The following is a 21,729-nucleotide window of genomic DNA, read 5'->3' on the forward strand; positions in this document are numbered from 1 at the left end:
GGCTCAGGTGTTTCGAGGATGGATGAGCACCGTGTAGGTTCGGTACAGGTAGCCGCAATCGGCCGCCGCTCCACCGGCCGTGCGATTCTCCACGGCGGGCCGGCAGAAGGAGGGATCGTTCAGGCGGTCCCGATCCCGGGTGGGGCTCCTCAGGACGACCGACACACGCAGCACCTGGATCCGGCTGGGATCGAAGGGCGACATTTCGCAGAAGCCTCCCCCCACGCCCACACCGGCGCAGCCGGCCGCGCCGTACCAGTTTCCCGCATCGTCCTGGTAGGCCACCTGGAGACCCGCCACGTTGGCGGCGACCACTTGGCGCCCGCCGGTGGACCGATCGCTTCGGCGAAGGACGAACACCTCCGGCGAACCCGCTGGATGGCAATCCGCATTGCCGTCATCCACGCAATAATAAAGGGCGGGCGCCAGAAAGGTGCCGGAAAGGGGGCCGGCCGTGTTGACTTGCAGGCCCGAGGTGGAAGTGACGCGCGCCACCTTGTTGGTTCCGGAGTCACTGATCACGAACTGGTAGACGCCTCCCACCACGTCCGCTCCGTCCCCGTCGCTGTCCGCATCCGGCAGGCCGTCGCCCCCGCACGAATCCGTATCCACCCCGTCCCCGTCGATATCCAGATCGTCCGTACAGGACGCGTCGTTGAGCGGATCGGCCACGGTCAGGGTGGTGGTCCCTGATCCCGACACAATGGAAAGGCACGCGGCGCACTGGGAATCCATCAGCCGGGCGGCTCCCGCGACCGGATCGAGCAGGTCCACGTCGTTCACGTATAGCCGGTCACTACCGTTGGCTCCGCCGTCCTGGATGTAGAAGGCCATGGTGGGATTGACCGACCAGCCCGCCTCCATGAGGTCCCGCTGGAGAAGGCGCAAGACGTCGCCGGCATCCTGGGCCACTTCCTTTTCGCTTCGGTCTCGGGCGTAATTCCGGTGCTGAGCCGTGAAGATGCCCACCGCCGCCGCCATGACCACCCCTGTGATGGCGATGGAAACCATGAGCTCCACCAGCGTCATGCCGGCGCTCCCCCAAAAGGTTCCGCCGGCGCCCGTTCTTTCGATCCCCGCCCCGGGGTGGGGGGCCCGGGGGCGGCAGGACGGCGGCACCGTCCGGAGCCGCGCTTCCGCCCTTCCACGCCCCCGGCTACGGAACCAGGATTGTTCGAAGTACCGTCTGGCCTTGTCCACCTCTTTGCTCCGCCCACTGCACCGTCACGGTCACATTCAGCCGCCAGGGGAAGGTCCCATCCTGGGCGACGTTGGTAACGCGGGTATAGGTCACGTTACCCTGCTGCAGGACGTCCGTGGTGGTGCCCACCGGCACCGTCCCGCCCGAGGCCAACGTGCTGCGAAAGGTCTCCAGCTGTTGATTGGCAAACACAAGGGCCGAAGCCTCCCGCTTGGTCTTGAGATTCACCTGGCGACTCGTCCAGTGGAATCCCCAAAGCGCCATGAGGGCCACCCCAAGGACCAACAGCGAGACCAGGACCTCCACAAGCGTGAACCCCCCGCGGGTCCCTCCTTGGAGGCACGCCCGCCCCCGTTCGCCCGAGACGCTCCTATTGCACATAGACCCGCCCCAAGATATTGACGGAAACCGTCGCCGACACATTGCCCGATGACTGAAAGGTGACGGTACCCAGCGTTCCGTTGGGTCTTCCGTCGTTTCCGATGGACAAAACCCGCCACCCCGCTCCATTGACGGGAAACGTGTTGCTCGAGATCGTCACCCTCGAAGACAGACTTTCCACGCGGATCCAGGGTTCTCCCGGGTCCCGCTGGCCGTCCCCGTTGTCGTCGCGGAACAGTTTGTATTCCCTCTTGTTGGGGTTGAAGATCAGGCTGTGGGTCACTCCCTTCTCGTAGGCCAGGGCCTTGCCCTCCTGGATGACCGTCTCCAGGCGCCGGGCGGCGGTTCGCACATCCTCTTCGGCCGTCGCTCCGCCCAGCCCCCAGCCGATGAGTTTCAGCAGGATGGCCACCACCGCGACGGTCACCATCAACTCCACAAGGGTAAACCCCTTTTGGTTCTGGCAAGGCTTCATGGCGTCTTTCCCGTCGGCCCGCTTCCTTCTCCCTCGGGGGGTGGGGACACCGTCATGTCGAACGTGTACTGCGTCCTGTTCCCGACTCCGTCCTCGGCCTCGACGGCAATACGGTAGACGCCTAGGGCACCTTTTTCGGGCCGCCAGCGAAGGCTCGCTCCGTCGGGCTCCACTTGCATCCCTTCGGGCCCCTCCAGCAATCGGAACCGCAGGGAATCCCCCTCGGGGTCATTGAGGCTGAAGGATGCCAGATACTCGCCCTCGTGAACGGTCTCCTCAGCGAGTTCGAGCACAGGGGGCGCGTTGCCCACCATCACGGTGGCCACCACCGGATCAAGGACCTCGCCGAGAACGGAAACCGCCACTTCCACACTCACCAGATCCCCGTATTTCACCGGCACGGGCAGGTTCTGCGCATCCGCCTCGACGGGCTTCCCGTTGATTTTCCATCGGTAATGCACACTAGTTTCCAGATCCAATGGATTGTGCAGGTCCACCACCGCCCGGACGGCATCGCCCGTTACGGGATTCGCCGGCTCGATCCGAACCGATCCCACGCGAACCCGGGCATCCCCCTCGGCCGAGCGATCCGTCACCGGTCCCGTTTCCCGGCCTCCCACGACCGCTCCGGCCTTTTCTCGGGAGACCGTGTCTGTACGATCCTTGGGCGGCTCGTCGCCCGCAGAACAGGCCAAAAGGGCGAGAAAGGCACCGCCTACCAGGACGGCGCCCCATGCTTTACGGTGTTTACGGCCTCCGGCTGCCATCATTCGAAAATCCATTTGAAGACGGAAAAGGCGGTGGCATCGGGATGGAGCACCTGGGGCGTCGCATCCGGCGTGTTCGCGGTGACGTACAACTCGATGATGTCCGTGGCCGCGTAGTCGTAGAGCTTCTTGGACGCCCTCACCCGAAAGGTCACGGCTCCCGCCGAATCCACCTTGACCTGGTACCCGCTGGCGGTCGTTCGCACCGTGGACGCCGAGCAGGAGCTTCCGAACGAAGCCAGGCAGCTGATGGTCCCGGCATAGCGGTTGTTCTCGTCCCAGAACATCTCCTGGTCCATCTTGACATTCATGAGAGCCAGGATGGCCTCACTTTGGCGGGCCCGGTTCACGTAGTTGACGTACGCCGGAATCGCCACGGAACCCAGGATGGCAAGGATCGCCACGGTCACCATGAGCTCCACCAGCGTAAAGCCGGTTGGATCCTCTCGGAGGGCACCACACCTGAAAGAAGACGCAGAACGTTTCATCTTTTCCCCACCCGTCTTTTTTGCCCGCGCCGGATTGGATCAGGTCGACGGCCTTCGGCCGTCGTCTTATTCTATAATCGTCAAATGGAACGAAGAACTTGAAATGAAGATTGCTCCGCTCCGGAAGCCCCAGCGATCAAACGCATCTATGCGCTCTCCGGATGCCGAAACCCCCGGCCGCACTTTCCGCCCCCTCCACATCCTTGTCAGGCCGCCCCCTGCACGGGCTCCTTGTCCGCCTCCGGCGTTGCCACGGCGCTCGCCTCGAGCCGCGCCATGAGTTCCTCCAACACATCCCTTTTGGGATAGCCCGGATAAAGCTCCAAGGTCTGCCTGAACGCCGTCAGACTGGTGGCCACATCGCCCTTCTTCTGGGCGAAAAATCCAAGCGCGATCCAGGCCTTGGCATACTGCGGATCCAGCTCGATGGCTTTCTTGGCGCTGGCGACCGCCCCCTCATAGTCTCCTCTTTCAAAAGCATACCAGCCTTGAAGAAGATGCACATCAGACTTAGAGGAATCCCGCTTCGACAACCCCCTTAAAAGCCATTGACCCAGGGGGCAAAACGGCTCCAGGTCATACCGGCGAACAGCATAGGCTATTCCCAGCGAAAGGTTCGAAACACTCCACGGTTGCTGCAGGTATTTACGAGTGAAGCTCCAGCCCCTTTGCTGTTCTTGGGTCCGTTCCCTAAAAAGGGCGATCTGGCGGAGCACCCGTTGAGCCGTTGGGTTTTCCGGAACCTTCCGAGCGAAAAGCGTGGCTCCTTCAAAATCCTTAAGTTCATAAAGTCTCTGAGCAATCCATGCCTCGATGGATAGGGGACCGGGGTCCGGAAACCGGTCCCCGTCGATATCCTCTTGCACATCCTTTATATCTTCCAATAGCGACTCGAGTTCCACATAAACCCACTTTTTGTCCACCGACAACCTTGGGTGTTTCTTAATAACCTCCAGCGCTTCTCTAATGAAGCGATAGGACTCAGAATATTGCTTTAAAATTCGATAACAATACCCAAGCTTTAGATAAAAAATTGGCAGAGAAGTAGCATCAAATTTATCAGGCTGAATTTCCAGAAGTTTTCTTCCCTCTTCAATTCCTTGTTCCCACTCCTCTTGTTGCATATAGGCTGTCAAAATGGTAGTACTCGCCACAAAATGATCTTCGAACCCTGGACGCCCGAGCTCGATGGCTTTCTGGGCTTCCAAAATTGCTTCATCGTAGCGTCCCGCCTTTACAAGCGCGACAGAATAGTTCGCGTGGGCTCGTGGATTATTCGGCGCCTTTTGTACAGCGTCCTGATTAATCGTGATAATGTCCCGCCAATCTTCGTTCCTGGAAAACGTCAAGAGAGACAGAATCGAGCAGATAACGGCCACACTCGCCCAGGCAAGTTTGCCTTTTTCCTCCTCAGAATACCTCTTCACACATTTGGACACAAGCAAGCGAGCTGCCTCAACAATCGCCAAGATAAGACCCACCGAGGGAAGATACATCCTATGGTCGAACTTAAGCTCAAGCGGTACAATTGTCGATTCAATTATAAGATTTAAGTAAAACCATACTATACCAAAACTAATAATAGAGTTCCGCCGATAAAACAAAACAGCAAAGCATAGAGATAGAAGAATAGCAAGAGCACATAGGGATGTGCTAGGAGGATTCAACAATGAAGAAGATATTGGGACGTCATGTTCAAGAGAAAGAAATTCAGGATTTGGAACAATGACAGCCACAATGTAATCCATGACAACTCTGGCTTCGGTGAGGAGTCTCTCCGCCATAGTGAAATGTCGTCCGCTGTATCCCCCTGCAAAATATACACATAATGACTTTGCGACCCACGCAACCAAAAAGGCACAAATAACATATAGAGCCAGAAAACATGGTCTTTTTGCGCAAAGTTTTGCTTTCGCATAAACCCTAGCCGGAAGGTCAGGGTTAAAGAAGCAAATTTCTATCACCAGCAAGATAACGGGGAGCATGGCGGAGTTTTCTTTGGATAAGAAGGCCCCCAGACCGAAAATGCCACATATTGCAAACCACAAAGAGGAAAAACTCTTCCTTCCGATTCGCAACAACATTCTTGCAGTCAGGAAGGCCGCACAACTGGCCATGAAGAAGAAAGCCTGTAAGGAGGCCATCCGCTGAACCAAATAGGTAACAGAGCTGGTTTGAACCGGGTGCACCGCCCACAAACAAGCAACGGCCGAAGCAAACAACAAGAACCCATCGTCGCTGTTGGGGTTTCTTCGGTTTACGCTATTAGCCCAACTTAGACTATATACCATCCAAAGGCAGGAAAGCCAGGAGAGCACGTGTATAATTATATTTGTCATGTGAAATATTTTTATACTACCCCCGCCCAACCAATAATCAAACCCAAAGGTAATCATGGGAATGAGTCTCGCAATCCCAAAGTAAGATTTAGAGACATTGTCCAAAACATCCTTGGAAAGTTCCTCAAAATGCACATCGGAGTTGCGCACAAAGGTATGAAAGTCATCTAGGACAGGGGGGGAGGTTATCGTATTCGAATACGCGGTCAATAGGATCAGCAAAAAAGTACAATAAATTACGGCATTCCTACTTAGCCTTTTCATGATAACCTTATCAAAGCGAGGGGTACCCCATAAGAGTACCCCTCTGATTAGGTTCGTCATACAGATAAGGGGCCGAACAGGTGAACCAAAAACTGGCCGATGGGCTACCGATTAGTCGGCAAGGCCCAACTCTTCAGCAAGTGCACCATCGAAAGTCCAAACAAGCTTACCATCGCCAGTTACCGTTGCAACGACGCTGAAGGAGCCGGGTTGCAGGTCTTTAATAGGTTGACATTTTTCGGCAGTTTCATCATCATCGATGGTAATTTGAAGAGAAATCGTCGAAGAGCCTTGTTCCACATCGAAACATGTGGTATCCGCATCTCGCGCCATCGCATTAAGAACATCGCTGTCACTGAGGTCCGGCGCCGTACCTCGCACACTATAATACGTGGTGATGCTATTCTCGATAGCATGGACTCCGGGAATCACAAGGCTTGTGAGCCTGGACTTCTTCACATACCGCTGATAGAACGGTACGGCAACGGCGGCCAGGATGCCGATGATGGCCACCACGATCATGAGTTCCACCAAGGTGAAACCTTTGCTTTCCTTCATCTTGATCAACATGGATTTGCCTCCTTCCTTGGGACGACTACGTAATGTTCGGGGACCACAAACGCCCCCTTGCCCGCATGGGGATCGTTTCCCGCCGAATCCTTCGCATCCCTCCTTTCCTCGGCATGTTTGGGAAGAACCATCACCTATGATGATCGGATCCCATTGCCTAAGACTTTAAGCAATCGGTATGCCACTCACCAAAAATCATGCAACCGGTGACATGTCCAGCAGTTAGGACCGGTCCGCACCAGAGGTGGACAGGTTGGCGCAGCGGGAGGGGTGACAAAATATGTCAGTTTCCGGACAAAATGTGTCGAGGCTCAAGTCTTCCTGCAGATCCGCCGATAGTCGAAAAGAGACCGGTGGTCTTGCGCGCTTTTTCTTGATCGCAATGGATTTTTCTGTAGAGTAAAACAAGTTGTTGAGGGCACGTCAAGAGACTTCAGTCAAGAGATGGGGATGGCAACATGATGAGGCGGATTCGTCCAACCGACCGGGCCGGAGCCCTTTCCTGGATCTTCCCTCATGGCACCCGCCCGAAAAGAGGCGGGGTTTCGTGGGGCGCTGTCATTTTCCTGGCGATTCTTCTTGCGGCACCCGCCTTTGCCCACGCGGCGGCCCAGCCGCCGGAGGCGCCTCCAGGAGACGCGCAGGCTCCTCCCCCGGTGGAACCAAGTCCCTCCGTACTTTCCGAAGAGCCGGAGATCAGCCCGCAGCAGGCCCAGACCCTTCGAAGGCAGATGCTTCAAGCCCTTCTGACGGACGATTTCCGCTACCGCCCCCTGGGCCTGGTGGACCCCTTCGTCCCCTTCATCAGCCCGGAGACCACCGTCACCGAATCTCTCCCGGAGTTCGAGGAGAGGCCGAGTCCTTTGTCCAATTCCGGACTGCCCCTCACCCCCCTTCAGAAGATGAACCTGGGGGAGGTGGAACGGGGTCTCAAGGCCATCGTGTGGGGGGCCATGGGCTCCCGGGCCCTCATCGAGGATGCAGCCGGCAAGGGCTACATCGTCAAGGAGGGGACACCCCTCACACCGGAAGGCATGGTGGAACGGATCTACAAGGACGCCCTGGTCCTGCGCCAATACGTGTGGGACCCGAAGGAGCGTCAGTGGGTGCCGAAATTTGTCACCATCCACCTGAGCAAGGAAGGAATGAAGGATTAAGGATTAGGAAGGGGTAAGGGCTAGGGGATAAGGGATAAGGGATTGTTGGCAAAGCGGGAGGCCCGGGGCGGGAGACGCCGGGCCTTTTTTCATGGGCGTTCAATGGGGCGGCCCGTGGCGGAGCAGGGTGTAGAGAAGGAGTCCCGCGCCGGCGCTGACGGCCATGTCGGCCACGTTGAACGCCGGCCAATGGTACGGCCCCAGGTAGAAATCCAGAAAATCCACCACCTCCCCGAACCGAAGGCGGTCCACCAGGTTCCCCAGGGCCCCTCCCGCAATGAGACTCAAGGCCAGCCGCTTGGCTCGCTCTTCGGCACGGCACTGGCGATAAAGAAAAAAAACGACCCCCAGAGCCACCACGGCCACCCCGGCCAAAACCTTGGGGCGCCAGGGATCGTCGGCTCCGGCAAAAAAGCTGAAAGCCACCCCCGTATTCCGAACATGCACCAGGTTGAAAAAGCCGGGGATGATTTCCCGTTGGCTGTAAAGGGGAAGAAACCGGAGGACCAGTTCCTTGGTGAAAAGATCCACGGCGAGAACCGTCAGCACCACGGCCCCCAGCAGGCCATAATCCACCGCCCGTCCGGCCGGCGAAGATCCCTCTTTTTTCATCCTATGGTTGTCCATGCATGAGACTCACTCTAGCGATCATGGCAAGCTCGCCCCCCGCCTCAATGGAAAAACCTGCCCCCGGGTGCTGGCCAGCCTGTGGGAGCGCCGCAAGGCGCGATGAGCCGGGAGGCGCCCCGCCGCCTTGGAATGGCCGGTCACTCCCTGTGGCGGTTTTCGCCGCGCCTCCGGCTTTGTTGGTCCGGCCCAAGAATGTGTTCGACCACAAAGAGGGGGCGCCTTGTGCGCGGCAGCATGCGCGCGCCGAAGGCGCCGGATCCTGGCATGGGCCGCTCCGGCCGGGGCGGCCCATGCCAGCACCTCCTATCCGTCTCTGCGAACTCTGCGTCTCTGCGGTGAACCCAGAAAAAAGGCCGCCCGGATGCCGCCTCCGTCACCCGGCCAACGCCTGCAAGGCCGCGTGGCAGCGCCCGCACACGCCGGGATGGTCGTCGAAGGTTCCCACGGTCTCCGATTTCACCCAGCACCGCCGGCACTTTTCCCCGGAGGCCGCCTCCACCAGCACCCGAAGACCTTCCACCTCCTGGCCCTCCACGGCTTCCCGCCAGTCCTCGCCTTCCTCCATCCGCACGTCGGAGACGATGAAGACCGTGCGGAGAAGCTCCGCGTCGTCGGCGAAGAATGCCTTCCATCCATGGGGAAGAGACAGCCGGACCCGGGCATCCAGGGCGTGGCCGATGACTTTGGCCTGCCGCGCGGCCTCCAGGGCCCGGCTCACGTCGGCACGGAGCCGCAGGATCCGCTCCCACCGCTCTTCCAGCGCCGGATCCAGCAGGGCCTCGTCCACCTCCGGAAATCCCTCCATGTGCACGGAGGGGCCGTGGTTTCCAGGCAGGTGCCACCACGCCTCCTCGGCCGTAAACGAAAGGATCGGGGCCATGAGGCGCAGGAGCGTGGTGGTGATCCGATGGAGCACCGTCTGGGCCGCGCGGCGCTCCGGGCTCGCCGCCGGCGACGTGTAGAGGCGATCCTTCAGGATATCCAGATAGAAGGCGCTCAGGTCCACGGCGCAGTAGTTGTGAACGGTGTGATAGACGCGGTGGAACTCGAACCGGTCGTAGGCACGCCGCACCTTTTCAATGATTTTCTGGAGAACATGGAGGGCGTAGCGGTCCAGTTCGGGCATCTTCTCCACGGGGACCGCATCCCGTTCCGGATCGAAGTCGTAGAGGTTCCCCAGGAGGTAGCGCCAGGTGTTGCGGATCCTGCGGTAGGCCTCGCTCAACCGCTTGAGGATGTCCTGGGAAATGCGGATGTCGTCCCGGTAGTCTTCCGCCGACACCCAAAGCCTCAGGATTTCGGCTCCGTATTGTTTGATGATTTCATCGGGAACGATCACGTTGCCCAGGGATTTGGACATCTTGTAGCCCTGGCCGTCCACCACGAATCCATGGGTGAGCACCGCCTTGTAGGGCGCCCGGTCCCGCGTTCCCACGGACGCCAGGAGCGACGAATGGAACCAGCCGCGGTGCTGGTCGCTCCCCTCCAGGTAGAGGTCCGCCGGGGATCGCAGGTAGGGCCGACGTTCCAGGACCGCCGCGTGGGAAACCCCGGAATCGAACCACACGTCCAGGATGTCCATCTCCTTTTCCAAGTCCCGGCTTCCGCACCCCGGGCAGGCCGCCCCTTCCGGCAGCAGGTCTTCCACCGGCCTCTCAAACCAGCAATCGGCCCCTTCCTTTTCGAAAAGTTCCACCACGCGGTCGAATACCTCCCGGGAAGCCAGGATCTCCCCGCACGCTCGGCACCGGAAGGCGGTGATGGGCACCCCCCAGGACCGCTGCCTGGAGATGCACCAGTCGGGACGGTTTTCGATCATCTGGTAGATGCGGTCCCGGCCCCAGGACGGCACCCACTGGACCTGGTCGATGGCCTGGAGCGCCTTCTTTCGGAGATCGTTGATCTCCATGGAGATGAACCACTGCTCGGTGGCCCGGAAGATCACCGGTTGCTTGCAGCGCCAGCAGTGAGGATAGCTGTGGGTGATCTCCCTTTCCAGAACGAGCTTGTCCAGTTCCTTGAGCTTGGCGTTGACGTCCTTGTTGGCGTCGAAGACGAACCGACCGGCGAAAAGCGGCACCTCCTCCGTGAAGCGGCCGTCGTCATCCACCGGCGAATAGACATCCAGACCGTATTCCAGGGCCATGTCGTAGTCTTCGCGGCCGTGGCCGGGGGCCGTATGGACGCAGCCGGTGCCGGCGTCCAGGGTGACGTGGGTTCCCAAAACCAGGACGGATTCGCGGTCCACAAAGGGATGGCGGCACTTGAGGCCCTTGAGTTCCGGTCCGTCGAATCGCCGAAGAATCCTGTAATCCTCGATTCCGAAGGCCTGCATGCAATTTTCCAGCAGGCCCTCCGCAAGGATCCAGACTTCGCCGCTGGCTTCCACGGCCACGTACCGGAAGTCCGGGTGGACCGTGATGGCCAGGTTGGCGGGAAGGGTCCAGGGTGTGGTGGTCCAGATGAGAACGGACACGTCCTTGCCAGCCAGCTCCGGAAAGGCCGCCCGACTCTCGTCGGTCATGGGAAACTTGACGTAGATGGACGGCGAGACATGGTCGTGGTATTCCACCTCGGCTTCGGCCAGAGCCGTGCGGCAGCTGCAGCACCAGTAGACGGGCTTCTTGCTCCGGACCACGCTCCCCCGCTCGAAGAACCGCCCCAACTCCCGGGCGATGGTGGCCTCATAGTCGTAGCTCATGGTGAGATAGGGATTGTCCCATTCGCCCAGGACCCCCAGCCGCTTGAACTCGTTTCGCTGGATGTCGATGAATTTTTCCGCGTACTTGCGGCAGCGGCGGCGGATCTCCACCTGGGTCATGGTCTTCTTCTTAGGTCCCAGTTCCTTGTCCACCTGGTGTTCGATGGGCAGCCCGTGGCAGTCCCAGCCCGGCACGTAGATGGCGTCGAAGCCGCTCATCTGGCGGCTTTTGACGATCATGTCCTTGAGGATCTTGTTGAGGGCCGTTCCCAGGTGAATGTGACCGTTGGCGTAGGGAGGGCCGTCGTGGAGAATGTAAGGCGTTCGCCCCGAGGACTGACGGCGAAGGGTGTTGTAGAGGTCCATCTGCTCCCATTTGGCCAGGATTTCCGGTTCGCGCTGAGACAGGTTGGCCTTCATGGGAAACTTCGTCCTGGGAAGATTGAGCGTATCTTTGTAGTCCATCGTGCGTCCCTCGGTCCCTCCTGAAGTCGCCATGCATTGAAGCCTTTTAAGGGTTTTTCGTGAGTCAACCGTGAAGAACCTATGCTTGTAGCACAGAGCCGCGCCAAGTCAAGGTTCCAATGGATGTGAGCGTTCCATAAAAAAAGGCCTCCCCGGCGGGGAGGCCTCCCACACGCGCCATGGAAACGCGCCATTTCCTTCCTAGTACATACCGCCCATGCCGCCGCCCATGCCGGCACCCGGCATCTCGGCCTTTTCTTCCTTGGGCAGTTCCGCCACCATGCATTCGGTGGTGAGCATGAGCGAAGCGACGCTGGCGGCGTTCTGGAGCGCGGAACGGGTCACCTTGGTGGGGTCGATGACGCCGGCTTCGAAGAGATCGCAGAATTCGCCGGTTTCCGCGTTGTAGCCGAAGGCGCCTTCGCCGGCCTTCACCTTCTGGACGATGACGGAACCTTCTTCGCCGGCATTGTTGGCGATCTGACGGGCCGGCTCTTCCAGGGCGCGTCGAATGATGTTGACACCGTGCTGCTCTTCGCCTTCCAGCTTGAGATCCTCAAGGGCCTTCAGGCAGCGCAGGTAGGCCACACCGCCGCCCGGCACGATGCCCTCTTCCACGGCGGCGCGGGTGGCGTTGAGGGCGTCTTCCACGCGGGCCTTCTTTTCCTTCATCTCGGTTTCCGTGGCGGCCCCCACGCTGATGACGGCCACGCCGCCCACGAGCTTCGCCAGGCGTTCCTGGAGTTTCTCGCGGTCGTAGTCGCTGGTGGTTTCTTCGATCTGGGTGCGGATCTGGCGCACGCGGCCTTCCAGAGCCTTGCGGTCACCGGCACCGTCCACGATGGTGGTGTTGTCCTTGTCCACGCGCACCGTCTTGGCACTGCCGAGATCGTTGATGCTCACGCTTTCCAGCTTGATGCCCTTCTCCTCGCTGATCACCTGGCCGCCGGTGAGGATGGCGATGTCTTCCAGCATGGCCTTGCGGCGGTCACCGAAACCGGGGGCCTTCACGGCGCACACCTGCAGGGTGCCGCGGAGTTTGTTCACCACCAGCGTGGCCAGGGCCTCGCCTTCCACGTCTTCGGCGATGATGAGGAGCGGACGGTTCATCCGGGCCACCTGCTCCAGAACGGGCAGAAGGTCCTTCATGCCGCTGATCTTCTTTTCGTGCACCAGGATCAGGGGTTCATTGAGGACCACTTCCATCTTTTCCGGGTCGGTGACGAAGTAAGGGGAGATGTAGCCGCGGTCGAACTGCATGCCTTCCACCACTTCCAGGGTGGTCTCCATGCCCTTGGCCTCTTCCACCGTGATCACGCCTTCCTTGCCCACCTTGTTCATGGCTTCAGCTATGATGTTGCCGATGGTGGCATCGTTGTTGGCGGAGATGGTGCCGACCTGGGCGATTTCCTTCTGATCCTTGGTGGGCTTGCTGATCTTCTTCAGCTCATCCACCACCACCTTCACGGCCTTCTCGATGCCGCGCTTCAGGGCCATGGGGTTGGCACCGGCGGTGACCAGCTTGGAGCCCTCATAGTAGATGGACTGGGCCAGGATGGTGGCCGTGGTGGTGCCGTCGCCGGCCACGTCGCTGGTCTTGCTGGCCACTTCCTTGACCATCTGGGCGCCCATGTTTTGGAATTTGTCTTCCACTTCGATTTCCTTGGCCACGGTCACGCCGTCCTTGGTCACGGTGGGGCCGCCGAAGGCCTTTTCGATGACCACGTTGCGACCCTTGGGACCCAGGGTCACCTTGACCGCGTCGGCCAGGGTGTTGACGCCCTTCAACAGGGCTTCGCGCGCCTTCACGTCGTAGATCAGCTGCTTTGCCATGGGGTACAACCTCCTTCAGGGTTGGGTGATTCGCTCGGACCGGTTTACTTTTCGATAATGGCCAGGATGTCGTCTTCGCGCATGATGAGGAGCTCTTCGCCTTCCACCTTCACATCCGTTCCGGCGTACTTGCTGAACAACACCCGGTCGCCTTCCTTCACGTCCAGCGGGCGGCGCGTGCCGTCTTCCATGAGCTTGCCGCTTCCGACGGCGATGATTTCACCCTGGATGGGCTTTTCCTTGGCCGTGTCGGGAATGATGATACCGCCGGCGGTCCGTTCTTCCTCTTCCAGACGCTTGACCACAACACGATCATTGAGGGGCTTGAGTTTCATGGATTCGACTCCTTTCTTCGATTGGATTGTTGCGCAACGGAAGAAAACATGCGCACCCCTATTAGCACTCACTCAAGACGAGTGCTATATAATCATGTGGGACCCCGTTGGCAAGAGGGAAAACTCAGAAGGCGGGCAGAATCAGGGTGAAGGAGGTGGAAAAGTCGGGATCGGAATCCAAGCGGATGCGACCTCCCGCCTCTTCCACCAACCGGTAGACGATGCTCAGGCCCAGCCCCATGTGGCCGTCCTTGGTCGTAAAATGGGGCTCAAAGATGCGGGAGCGATGGGCCGGATCGATTCCGGGTCCGGTGTCCGAGACGTTCACCACGATCCTCCGGCCGTCGGTGGCGGTCTCCGGGAAAGCCCGAATTCCAATGCTTCCTCCCTGAGGCAGGGCTTCGGCGGCGTTGGCCAGCAGGTGCCACAGGATCTGGTGCAGGTGGCGGGGCGGCATCTTGGCGACGGCTCCCGGATCTACTTCCGTGTGGATCTGGTGGGAAGCGCCCAGGTGCTTGGAATCTTGCAAGGCTTCCACGGCCTGTTGGACGGCCTCGCGAAGGAGAACCGGCTGCGGACTCTCCCCCTGACGGGCCTCCCGGGCGAGCCACAAGTAGCGGGTCAACAAGTTATTGATCCGCTCCACTTCTCTTTGAAGAATCCGGTTGAGTCTCCGGGCCGACTCGTCCACCGGCCCGTCGTTTTCCAGGATCTGCACCACGCCGCTTATCGCCGCCAGCGGGTTCTTGATTTCGTGGATGATCTCTCCGGCCATTTTTCCGGCAAAGGCCAGTTGTTCCAGGCGCCGAACGTGCTCTTCCATGGCTTTGAGGCGGGTCTGGTCCATGAGGAGCACGATCCTTCTGTCACCGGGTGCTGTTTCGGGCTTTTCTTTGAACCGGGTGAGGCTCACCAGAAGCGAGCGCCGGATGGTGCCGGAGTCGCGGACCGTCACTTCCTGCGGGAGCGGCATTTCCGTTGTCCGCCCCCGAGTCTCGGCGCGGGATTTGGGTGCTCGCTGGACAATCTCGTGCAGCCGCGGCTCCACCCGCTCGAGGGGCTTTCCGACCAAGGCTCCGGGGTCCGCTTCCAGGAGCAGGTGGGCCGTCGGGTTGGCAAATTGCACCAGGCCGGCTTCATCCAGGATCAGCAGCCCGGCCCCCATGCGCTCCACCATGTTCCGGTAGGAGTCTTCCACCCATTCCAGCTCCTCTTTGCTCGCTCGGGCCTCTTGGAGGGATCGGCGGAACTGGGACGCCAGGTGTCCGCTCAAGAAGGCGACCAGAAAGAAGGCCGCCATGGAAACAATGAGGATGTAGAAGTAGTGATCGCTGCCCCTGGGGACTGAACCTCCCGGAAGGAAATGAAGCGGGCGGATCCAGCCGAAGTATTGGAGGTCCAGAAGCGCCCCGTAGGCCATGCTGGAGGCGGCCGCCGCCAGAAAGGCCCCCCGCTGGTAGAAGAAGACGGCGGCAGCGATGATGATGGGGATGTAGAGGAAACCGAACGGGCTTTCCACCCCTCCCGAAAGGAAGATCAGGATCGTCACGGCGAGGATATCGATGAGGAACTGTCCGGCGGCGAAGAGCCGCACGGCCCTGATGAACCGGAGGATCCCGGCCGCCACGACGGTCACCAGGAAGAGGATCGCTGAAAAGAGGTAGAGGGGGGTGAGGGGCGGCGCCAGCAGGTTTCCCCGAAGACGAAACTGGAAAAGGAAGGTGACCACAAGGAAGAACACCGCAGCCAGGAGACGAAAGACCAGGTGCGCCTGGACCTTACGAAAGATCCCGTTTTCCCGGACTTCGTCGGAAGGTTCTCCGGCCTGGGAAGAATTCTTTGTCATGGATCCTGTGGTGCCCCCCTGGCTGCTCAGAAAATTTCCAGCCTGTATGAGACATGACCCATCCAAGAAACGGGATCTGCAGGGCGAAAGATTTCTCACCCCTGCCTTGTTCCCTGTTTCCGGAAGATCCTCTTTTTCATGGTGCCTGCGGCGGCGGATGGAGTGCCGTGATCGTCGGGAAACGGGACCGACCGCGCTCAGGACCCCCGGGACACCACGTCGGCCAGTTGGAAGATGGGCATGTACATGGCCACCAGCAACCCGCCGATGGTCACGCCCAAAAAGACGATGAGCATGGGTTCCAGAAGGGACGTGAGGGCCTCCACGGTGGCATCCACTTCCTCGTCGTAGAAGTCCGCCACCTTGGCCAGCATGGCGTCCAGGGCTCCGGTGGCCTCGCCCACGGACACCATGTGGATCACCATGGGCGGGAAGATGCCGGAGTCCTGCAGGGGTTCTGCCAGCGTCTTTCCTTCCGACACCGCCTTCTGAGCGTCCCGGATGGCGCGCTCGATGACCGTGTTGCCCGCCGTGGCCGCCACCAGCTCCATGCTCTCCAGGATGGGCACACCGCTACCCAGCATGGTTCCGAGGGTTCGCGTGACACGGGCCAGAGCCACCTTTTTCAGCAAAAGGCCGAAGACGGGAATCCGGAGCGCCAGGCGATCCGTGAGGTCACGCCCCCTCTTGGTCTTTCGGAATCGGGAGAAAAGGACGGCTAGGAGGATTCCGCCGAGGATCATCCAATGGAAGTAACTCTTCGTAAAGTCGCTCATGTTGATCACCACCTGGGTCATGGTCGGAAGCGCCGCACCGGCATCCCGGAACAGACCGGCGAAGACGGGTATGACGTAAATAAGGATGACGGCGATGACGATGACGGCGATGGAGACGACGATCGCCGGATAGGTCATGGCCCCCTTGACCTTCTTTTTCAGGGCCGCCACCTTTTCCAAGTAGGCGGCCAGGCGGGTCAGCGTCACGTCCAGGATGCCGCCCGCTTCGCCGGCGGCCACCAGGTTGACGAACAGCTGGTCGAAGACCTTGGGGTGTTTCCTCAAGGACTCCGAGAAGGTGGCCCCCTCTTCCACATCTTTTTTGATTTCTTTCAAGACCTTCCGGAAGGCCTTGTTTTCCGTCTGGTCCCGCAGGATCTCCAGACATTGAATGATGGGAAGACCGGCATCGATCATGGTGGAAAACTGGCGGGTGAAGAGGACCAAATCCTTTTCCCCGACCTTTTCCTGCAGCGCCGGGATGTATTCCAGCAGGTCCTTGGGCTTCGGTTTGAGGGATTTGAGGGTGACCCCTTGGCGTTCCAGGATCTGGCGGGCGATGGTGATGTTGTCCGCCTCCAGCTCCCCCTTCACCTTCAGCCCTTTTCGGTTGACGCCTTTCCAGATGAATTCGGGCATGAGCTTCTCCCTAGTCCTTGACGGTTGCGCGAATGACCTCTTCCACGGAGGTAATGCCTTCCTTGAGTTTGTTGATGCCGCTCTGGCGCAGGGTCAGCATCCCCTCCCGCATGGCTTCCGCCTTGATCTCCGACGCGGACGCTCCCACGAGAACCAGCTCCCGGATGGCATCGGTCATGGTCATCACCTCGTAGAGGGCGATTCGGCCCCGGTAGCCCGTGTTGCTGCAGGCCATGCAGCCCCGCCCCCGGTAGCATTTGAAGGTTCCCACGTCCTCTTCATTCACCCCCAGCTCCAGGAGGGCCTCCGGCGGGATTTCCTCCTCCACTTTGCACTCCGGACACACCTTTCGGGCCAGGCGCTGGGCCAGGACCAGGTTGACGGCGGAAGCCACCAGGAACGGTTCCACGCCCATGTTGAGCAGCCGGTTGACCGTGCTGGGGGCGTCGTTGGTGTGCAGGGTGCTCAGCACCAAATGGCCCGTGAGAGCGGCCTTGATGGCCACCTCCGCCGTTTCGAAATCGCGGATCTCGCCCACCATGATGATGTCCGGATCCTGGCGCAGGAACGACCGGAGCGCCGCAGCGAAGTTGAGGCCGATGGCTTCATGGACCTGCACCTGGTTGATGCCCGGAAGGCTGAACTCCACGGGGTCTTCCGCCGTGGAGATGTTGTGGCTGATCTTGTTCAGTTCCGAAAGCGCGCTGTAGAGCGTGGTGGTCTTGCCGCTTCCCGTGGGCCCGGTGACCAGCACCATGCCGTAAGGCCGGTAGATGGCCTCCCGGAAGGCGTCCAATTGCTTGGGCTCGAAACCCAGCTTGGTCATGTCCAGCTGGAGGTTGGACTTGTCCAGAAGACGCAGCACCACCTTCTCGCCGAAAAGGGTGGGCAGGACGGAAACGCGAAACTCCATCTCCCCGCCCTTGGCCTTCAGCTTGATGCGCCCGTCCTGGGGAAGGCGTCTTTCCGCGATATCCAGGCGGCTCATGATCTTGAGCCTTGAAATAATGGCGTTTCGCAACTGAAAAGGCGGGTGCATCACTTCGTAGAGCACCCCGTCGATGCGGTAGCGCACCCGCATCTTTTTCTCGTAACATTCCACATGAATATCACTGGCCTTCTTGCGGATGGCGTCCAACAAGATCAGGTTGACCAGTTTGACCACCGGGGCCTCTCCGGCGGCATTTTCCAGGTTGCCCAGGTCGATTTCATCCGAGGATTCAACCAGATCCACATCGTCGGCCTCCTCCCGGATCATGCCCATGACTTCTTCCAGGCTTTCCTGGGAGCCGGCGTTGAGATGCTCGATGGTCTGTCGGATCAGACCCTCCGGCGCCACATGCACCCGGACGTTTTTCTGGGTGATGAAGCGAACGTCGTCGATCACGAAAAGATTTCCGGGATCGGAAGTGGCCAGGTGAAGGGTGTTGCCCACCAACCCCAGCGGCACCACCTGGTACTTGTGGATCACCTGGGGAGGAACCAGCTCCAGGACCTTCTTGGGTATGTGCTTCGCGGCGGGATTGACCACCGGGACCCGGAATTGCTTGGCCAGAAATTCCGCAAGGATCCTTTCATCGATCAGACCCTGCCGGATCAAAATGGCCCCCAGCCGTTCGCCGTTGCGGCTCTGCTCCTGGAGGGCCGATTCCAGATCCTCCGGCCGAATGAGACCGCCATCCACCAGCAACTGTCCGATCTTGTTGCGCAAAGACGTGGTGCGTTCCCTCGCCGTTTCCTTCATGGTCGTCATAGAGCATCCGTTTAGAGGGCAAATGGCATCATCACCGCTCGGGGTATTGCAACTCCCTTTAAGAGAATCGCCAAAATCCCGGAAAACTTTAGTCTCTTTACGAGGTTTTTTTCGTCGAACAAGGTTTTAAACCGCTTGACATGGGCTTTTTCGTGAGTAGTATTACCGCGATTTTCACTGGAGAACCTAGAAAGAAATGGGAGGTGGTCATCATGGTTTGCCAAACGCTGAAGGCGGGTGCCGACTGCGCCTTCATGACGAAGTCCGGATGTGGGTACAATGGGGGTCAATGCCACCAGGTGGTGGAGCAGTGCGAAGGTTGCGCGCGGATCGTGGAGTTTCCCGCAGGTCGCTTTTGCATGAGCTATCCCAATCCGAGCATCAAGTGGAAAACGGGGCACTGCAACTTCGCAACGCATGTGAAGGCTCCGGTCACAACCGCTCAGGCGAAGATCAACCCGCTGAAGGCATCCAAGCGAGCCACGAAGCGCAAATAGCGACATATTTGGCTTTTGGTCGACGCGCCACAAGGTGAGAGCCCCCCTCCTGGAACCCACCGCGAGGAAGCTCTCACTTTTTTTTGACCTCAAGCCTCCCTCCCCCGCCATCCATCCCCGATGGAACGCCCAAATCCATTGACTTCAGGGGCCTTCGTCGATATGTGAGTAAAACGCTTCCTCGGCAGCGGTTTGTCCATCTCAAACACGGTTTTACGCCTCACGGAAACGGAAAGGACAGCGGACATCGTGGCACGGACGAAGATCTTGACAGGCAACGAGACGGCGGCCCTGGCCGCCAAGATGTGTCGGGTCCAGGTGGTGGCGGCCTATCCCATCACCCCCCAGTCCAAGATTCCGGAAGTGCTTTCGGAATACGTGGAACGGGGCGAGCTGGACGCCGAGTTCGTACGGGTGGAAAGCGAGCACAGCGCCATGGGTGTGTGCATCTCGGCCTCCCTGGTAGGGGCCCGCGCCTTTACGGCCACGGCGGCCAACGGGTTGGCCTACATGCATGAACAGCTCCACTGGGCGGCCGGAGCCCGGGTGCCCATCGTGATGCCCGTGACCAACCGTGGCCTGGGGGCTCCCTGGACCATCCTGAACGACATGCAGGACACCATCAGCCAGCGCGATACGGGCTGGATCCAGCTCTACTGCATGAACAACCAGGAGGTCCTGGACCAGATCATCCTGGCCTACAAGGTGGCCGAACGCGTCCTGGTGCCGGTCATGGTCTGTTTCGACGGCTTTCGGTTGTCCCACACCATGATGCCCGTGGAGATCCCCGACCAAGAGAAGGTGGACGCCTATCTCCCTCCGTTTGAGCCCCCCTATCTTCTGGATCCCGAAAATCCGGTGAATATCAACCCGGTGGTGCTGACGGACCCGCTGCCGGGAGCGGACGGCCGACCCTGCCCCGGGTACATGGGCTTCAGGCGGCGGCTCCAGGAGGCCCTGGAATCCGCATTGGACGTCCTCCTGGAAGAGGGCCGGATCTTCGGGGAGCACTTCGGGCGGAGCTACGATGATCCCCTCTACCGGTACCGAACGGAAGATGCGCGGCTGGTCTTCGTCGCCATGGGATCTCTCGCCAGTGAAGCCACGGAAGCCGTGGACATGCTCCGCGAAGAAGGCATTCCCGCCGGTGTCGTTGGAATCCGGATCTTTCGCCCGTTTCCCAGGAGGGCCTTGAGGGAGGCGTTGGCCGGCGTGCAGATCATGGCGGTTCTGGAAAAGGCCGTGAGCTACGGCCACGAAGGAGCTCTGGCCTCGGAAGTCAAAGCCGCCCTCTACGGACTCAACGGGGCCCAGCCCCTGGCGGTCAACTTCATCCTCGGCCTGGGAGGCAAGGACGTGAAACCCGCGGACGTGTGCGAAGCGGCTCGCAGGGCCTTGTCCTTTTCGGGCCCCGGAGAGGTTCCCGAAAGCCCCATCTGGCTCTCCAACGAGATCTGACGGAACGGTCCCGGAAAGACCGGCCGCGCTGTTCCAGATCCGGCGGCAACCAACAAGGGGATGGCTTAAGAAAGAAGGCACTTATTCAGGTGTAAGGAAGTCGCACCCGCCGAAATTTTAAAAGGATGGACGCATGGCAACGGCAATCATGGACCTTCCCGATAGAGAATACATCCTTCCCGGAACGAGGACTTGCGCCGGCTGCGGCCTGCCCATCGCCTACCGCCACATCCTGAAGGCGCTTGGCCCCAAGACCGTGGTCACCCTGCCGGCGTGCTGCCTGACCATCTTGCACGGCATGTATCCCAAGACGCCGGTGGCCATCAATTCCGTGAACAACACCTTCGGCAGCACGGCCGCTTCCGCCTCCGGGCTCGTGGCGGGCCTCAAGGTCACCGGCCGGGAAGACTACACCGTTCTCGCCATGGCCGGCGACGGGGGCACGTTCGACATGGGCATCCAAGCTCTCAGCGGCGCCGCCGAGCGCCAGACCAATTTCATCTACGTCTGCTACGACAACGAGGCCTACATGAACACCGGGGTTCAGCGATCCAGCGCCACCCCGGCCGGCGCCGTCACCACCACCACGCCGGTGCGGCCCAAGGAACAGCCCAAAAAGGACTTCATCCAGATCATGGAGGCGCACCATCCGGCCTATCTGGCCACCACGTGCTCTTCGTACCCGGCGGATCTTTACAACAAGTTCGTTAAGGCCAAGGACATCCGCGGCACCCGATTCATCCATCTGGCGGTGCCCTGCCCGGCCGGCTGGGGATTTCCCACACGCCACACCGTGAAGATGGGGCGACTGGCGGTGGAAACGGCCGTAGTGGTTCTCTACGAGGTGGAAGAAGGCCGGTTCCGGCTGACGGGAAAGAGCCTGAACATGGCCAAGACGGGCAGAAAGCGCCCGGTGAGTGAGTACCTGGAGGGGCAGGCCCGGTTCAAGAAGATGACACCGGAGCAGGTGGAAGCCTTCCAAGAGTGGGTGGATCGGCGCTGGGAACAGCTCCTGGAGCGGGCGGGTCTTTGAATCTCCTGCGCTGGGCCATCGGCCCCGGCTCTCCGTGCCGGGTACCTCAAACAAAAGCCCTCGAACACCACGATGGCACTCTGAGGGTCACATGAGCTGTAGGGGCGAAATATCCTTCGCC

Annotated in this window: 18 protein-coding genes; 4 read left to right on the plus strand and 14 right to left on the minus strand. The window is 60.0% G+C overall.

All coding sequences use genetic code 11. The features are described 5' to 3' along the window. Positions 1-3 precede the first annotated feature (3 nt). The 7 genes from BUB04_RS11960 to BUB04_RS20110 all read right to left on the minus strand — a co-directional run bounded on the left by BUB04_RS11960 (position 4) and on the right by BUB04_RS20110 (position 6,485). Complete coding sequence (locus BUB04_RS11960) at positions 4-1,200, minus strand: PilW family protein (protein WP_492215218.1); 1,197 nt, start codon at positions 1,198-1,200, stop codon at positions 4-6. Next, a complete protein-coding gene (locus tag BUB04_RS19370) occupies positions 1,157-1,624 on the minus strand; it encodes a prepilin-type N-terminal cleavage/methylation domain-containing protein (RefSeq protein WP_353743181.1) in 468 nt (155 codons plus the stop codon). Before BUB04_RS19370 ends, BUB04_RS11960 begins: the two co-directional genes overlap by 44 nt. Next, the gene (locus tag BUB04_RS11970; RefSeq protein ID WP_073039806.1) at positions 1,572-2,057 is read right to left on the minus strand and encodes a GspH/FimT family pseudopilin; all 486 of its coding nucleotides are present in this window, start codon (positions 2,055-2,057) and stop codon (positions 1,572-1,574) included. Before BUB04_RS11970 ends, BUB04_RS19370 begins: the two co-directional genes overlap by 53 nt. Continuing rightward, positions 2,054-2,827: an Ig-like domain-containing protein gene (locus BUB04_RS11975; protein WP_073039808.1), complete on the minus strand. Its 774-nt coding sequence runs from the start codon at positions 2,825-2,827 to the stop codon at positions 2,054-2,056. Before BUB04_RS11975 ends, BUB04_RS11970 begins: the two co-directional genes overlap by 4 nt. Beyond that, positions 2,824-3,312, minus strand: a complete 489-nt coding sequence (locus tag BUB04_RS20105; RefSeq protein WP_084076449.1) for a type IV pilin protein — start codon at positions 3,310-3,312, stop codon at positions 2,824-2,826. Before BUB04_RS20105 ends, BUB04_RS11975 begins: the two co-directional genes overlap by 4 nt. A gap of 206 nt (positions 3,313-3,518) precedes the next feature. Beyond that, complete coding sequence (locus BUB04_RS18800) at positions 3,519-5,915, minus strand: tetratricopeptide repeat protein (RefSeq protein ID WP_178371978.1); 2,397 nt, start codon at positions 5,913-5,915, stop codon at positions 3,519-3,521. Between the two features lie 111 nt (positions 5,916-6,026). Then, positions 6,027-6,485, minus strand: a complete 459-nt coding sequence (locus BUB04_RS20110; RefSeq protein ID WP_281246592.1) for a type IV pilin protein — start codon at positions 6,483-6,485, stop codon at positions 6,027-6,029. A gap of 458 nt (positions 6,486-6,943) precedes the next feature. Between BUB04_RS20110 and BUB04_RS11995 the strand changes: the two genes are divergently transcribed. Beyond that, on the plus strand, positions 6,944-7,642 hold the full coding sequence (locus BUB04_RS11995; RefSeq protein ID WP_073039813.1) for a hypothetical protein: 699 nt from the start codon (positions 6,944-6,946) through the stop codon (positions 7,640-7,642). Positions 7,643-7,741: 99 nt separating this feature from the next. Here the strand turns inward: BUB04_RS11995 and lspA are convergent, their stop codons facing one another. The 7 genes from lspA to pilB form a co-directional block, all read right to left on the minus strand. Continuing rightward, a complete protein-coding gene (lspA, locus tag BUB04_RS12000) occupies positions 7,742-8,269 on the minus strand; it encodes a signal peptidase II (protein ID WP_218588442.1) in 528 nt (175 codons plus the stop codon). Between the two features lie 376 nt (positions 8,270-8,645). Further along, complete coding sequence (gene ileS / locus BUB04_RS12005) at positions 8,646-11,438, minus strand: isoleucine--tRNA ligase (RefSeq protein WP_073039815.1); 2,793 nt, start codon at positions 11,436-11,438, stop codon at positions 8,646-8,648. A 201-nt stretch (positions 11,439-11,639) separates the two neighbouring features. Beyond that, complete coding sequence (gene groL / locus BUB04_RS12010; protein WP_073039817.1) at positions 11,640-13,271, minus strand: chaperonin GroEL; 1,632 nt, start codon at positions 13,269-13,271, stop codon at positions 11,640-11,642. Positions 13,272-13,315: 44 nt separating this feature from the next. Beyond that, entirely contained in the window at positions 13,316-13,633 is a 318-nt protein-coding gene (gene groES / locus BUB04_RS12015; RefSeq protein WP_281246594.1) for a co-chaperone GroES, read from the minus strand. Positions 13,634-13,730: 97 nt separating this feature from the next. Beyond that, a complete protein-coding gene (locus BUB04_RS12020) occupies positions 13,731-15,452 on the minus strand; it encodes an ATP-binding protein (RefSeq protein ID WP_073039821.1) in 1,722 nt (573 codons plus the stop codon). A 197-nt stretch (positions 15,453-15,649) separates the two neighbouring features. Beyond that, positions 15,650-16,867 (minus strand): type II secretion system F family protein, encoded by a 1,218-nt coding sequence (locus BUB04_RS12025; RefSeq protein WP_073039823.1) that lies wholly within the window; start codon positions 16,865-16,867, stop codon positions 15,650-15,652. 10 nt (positions 16,868-16,877) lie between these two features. Beyond that, the gene (gene pilB / locus BUB04_RS12030; RefSeq protein ID WP_245795185.1) at positions 16,878-18,620 is read right to left on the minus strand and encodes a type IV-A pilus assembly ATPase PilB; all 1,743 of its coding nucleotides are present in this window, start codon (positions 18,618-18,620) and stop codon (positions 16,878-16,880) included. Between the two features lie 212 nt (positions 18,621-18,832). On the opposite strand from pilB, the gene BUB04_RS12035 reads away from it, so the two are divergent. From BUB04_RS12035 to BUB04_RS12045, 3 genes are all read left to right on the plus strand, one after another. After that, a complete protein-coding gene (locus BUB04_RS12035) occupies positions 18,833-19,117 on the plus strand; it encodes a PxxKW family cysteine-rich protein (RefSeq protein WP_073039875.1) in 285 nt (94 codons plus the stop codon). A 249-nt stretch (positions 19,118-19,366) separates the two neighbouring features. Then, positions 19,367-20,575, plus strand: a complete 1,209-nt coding sequence (locus tag BUB04_RS12040; RefSeq protein WP_073039825.1) for a transketolase C-terminal domain-containing protein — start codon at positions 19,367-19,369, stop codon at positions 20,573-20,575. 133 nt (positions 20,576-20,708) lie between these two features. Further along, positions 20,709-21,608 (plus strand): thiamine pyrophosphate-dependent enzyme, encoded by a 900-nt coding sequence (locus BUB04_RS12045; RefSeq protein WP_073039827.1) that lies wholly within the window; start codon positions 20,709-20,711, stop codon positions 21,606-21,608. Positions 21,609-21,729 lie beyond the last annotated feature (121 nt).

The organism is Desulfacinum infernum DSM 9756, assembly GCF_900129305.1.
Lineage (GTDB): Bacteria > Desulfobacterota > Syntrophobacteria > Syntrophobacterales > DSM-9756 > Desulfacinum > Desulfacinum infernum.

Excerpts from the sequence above, each read along its gene's own strand:
- BUB04_RS11995 (WP_073039813.1), top strand. The coding sequence starts at position 6,944 with ATGATGAGGCGGATTCGTCCAACCGACCGGGCCGGAGCCCTTTCCTGG.
- BUB04_RS11970 (WP_073039806.1), bottom strand. The coding sequence starts at position 2,057 with ATGAAGCCTTGCCAGAACCAAAAGGGGTTTACCCTTGTGGAGTTGATG.
- BUB04_RS12020 (WP_073039821.1), bottom strand. The coding sequence starts at position 15,452 with ATGACAAAGAATTCTTCCCAGGCCGGAGAACCTTCCGACGAAGTCCGG.
- groL (WP_073039817.1), bottom strand. The coding sequence starts at position 13,271 with ATGGCAAAGCAGCTGATCTACGACGTGAAGGCGCGCGAAGCCCTGTTG.
- ileS (WP_073039815.1), bottom strand. The coding sequence starts at position 11,438 with ATGGACTACAAAGATACGCTCAATCTTCCCAGGACGAAGTTTCCCATG.
- BUB04_RS18800 (WP_178371978.1), bottom strand. The coding sequence starts at position 5,915 with ATGAAAAGGCTAAGTAGGAATGCCGTAATTTATTGTACTTTTTTGCTG.
- BUB04_RS12025 (WP_073039823.1), bottom strand. The coding sequence starts at position 16,867 with ATGCCCGAATTCATCTGGAAAGGCGTCAACCGAAAAGGGCTGAAGGTG.
- pilB (WP_245795185.1), bottom strand. The coding sequence starts at position 18,620 with ATGACGACCATGAAGGAAACGGCGAGGGAACGCACCACGTCTTTGCGC.
- lspA (WP_218588442.1), bottom strand. The coding sequence starts at position 8,269 with ATGGACAACCATAGGATGAAAAAAGAGGGATCTTCGCCGGCCGGACGG.
- BUB04_RS12035 (WP_073039875.1), top strand. The coding sequence starts at position 18,833 with ATGGTTTGCCAAACGCTGAAGGCGGGTGCCGACTGCGCCTTCATGACG.
- BUB04_RS12045 (WP_073039827.1), top strand. The coding sequence starts at position 20,709 with ATGGCAACGGCAATCATGGACCTTCCCGATAGAGAATACATCCTTCCC.
- BUB04_RS20110 (WP_281246592.1), bottom strand. The coding sequence starts at position 6,485 with ATGTTGATCAAGATGAAGGAAAGCAAAGGTTTCACCTTGGTGGAACTC.
- BUB04_RS20105 (WP_084076449.1), bottom strand. The coding sequence starts at position 3,312 with ATGAAACGTTCTGCGTCTTCTTTCAGGTGTGGTGCCCTCCGAGAGGAT.
- BUB04_RS11975 (WP_073039808.1), bottom strand. The coding sequence starts at position 2,827 with ATGATGGCAGCCGGAGGCCGTAAACACCGTAAAGCATGGGGCGCCGTC.
- BUB04_RS19370 (WP_353743181.1), bottom strand. The coding sequence starts at position 1,624 with ATGTGTCGGCGACGGTTTCCGTCAATATCTTGGGGCGGGTCTATGTGC.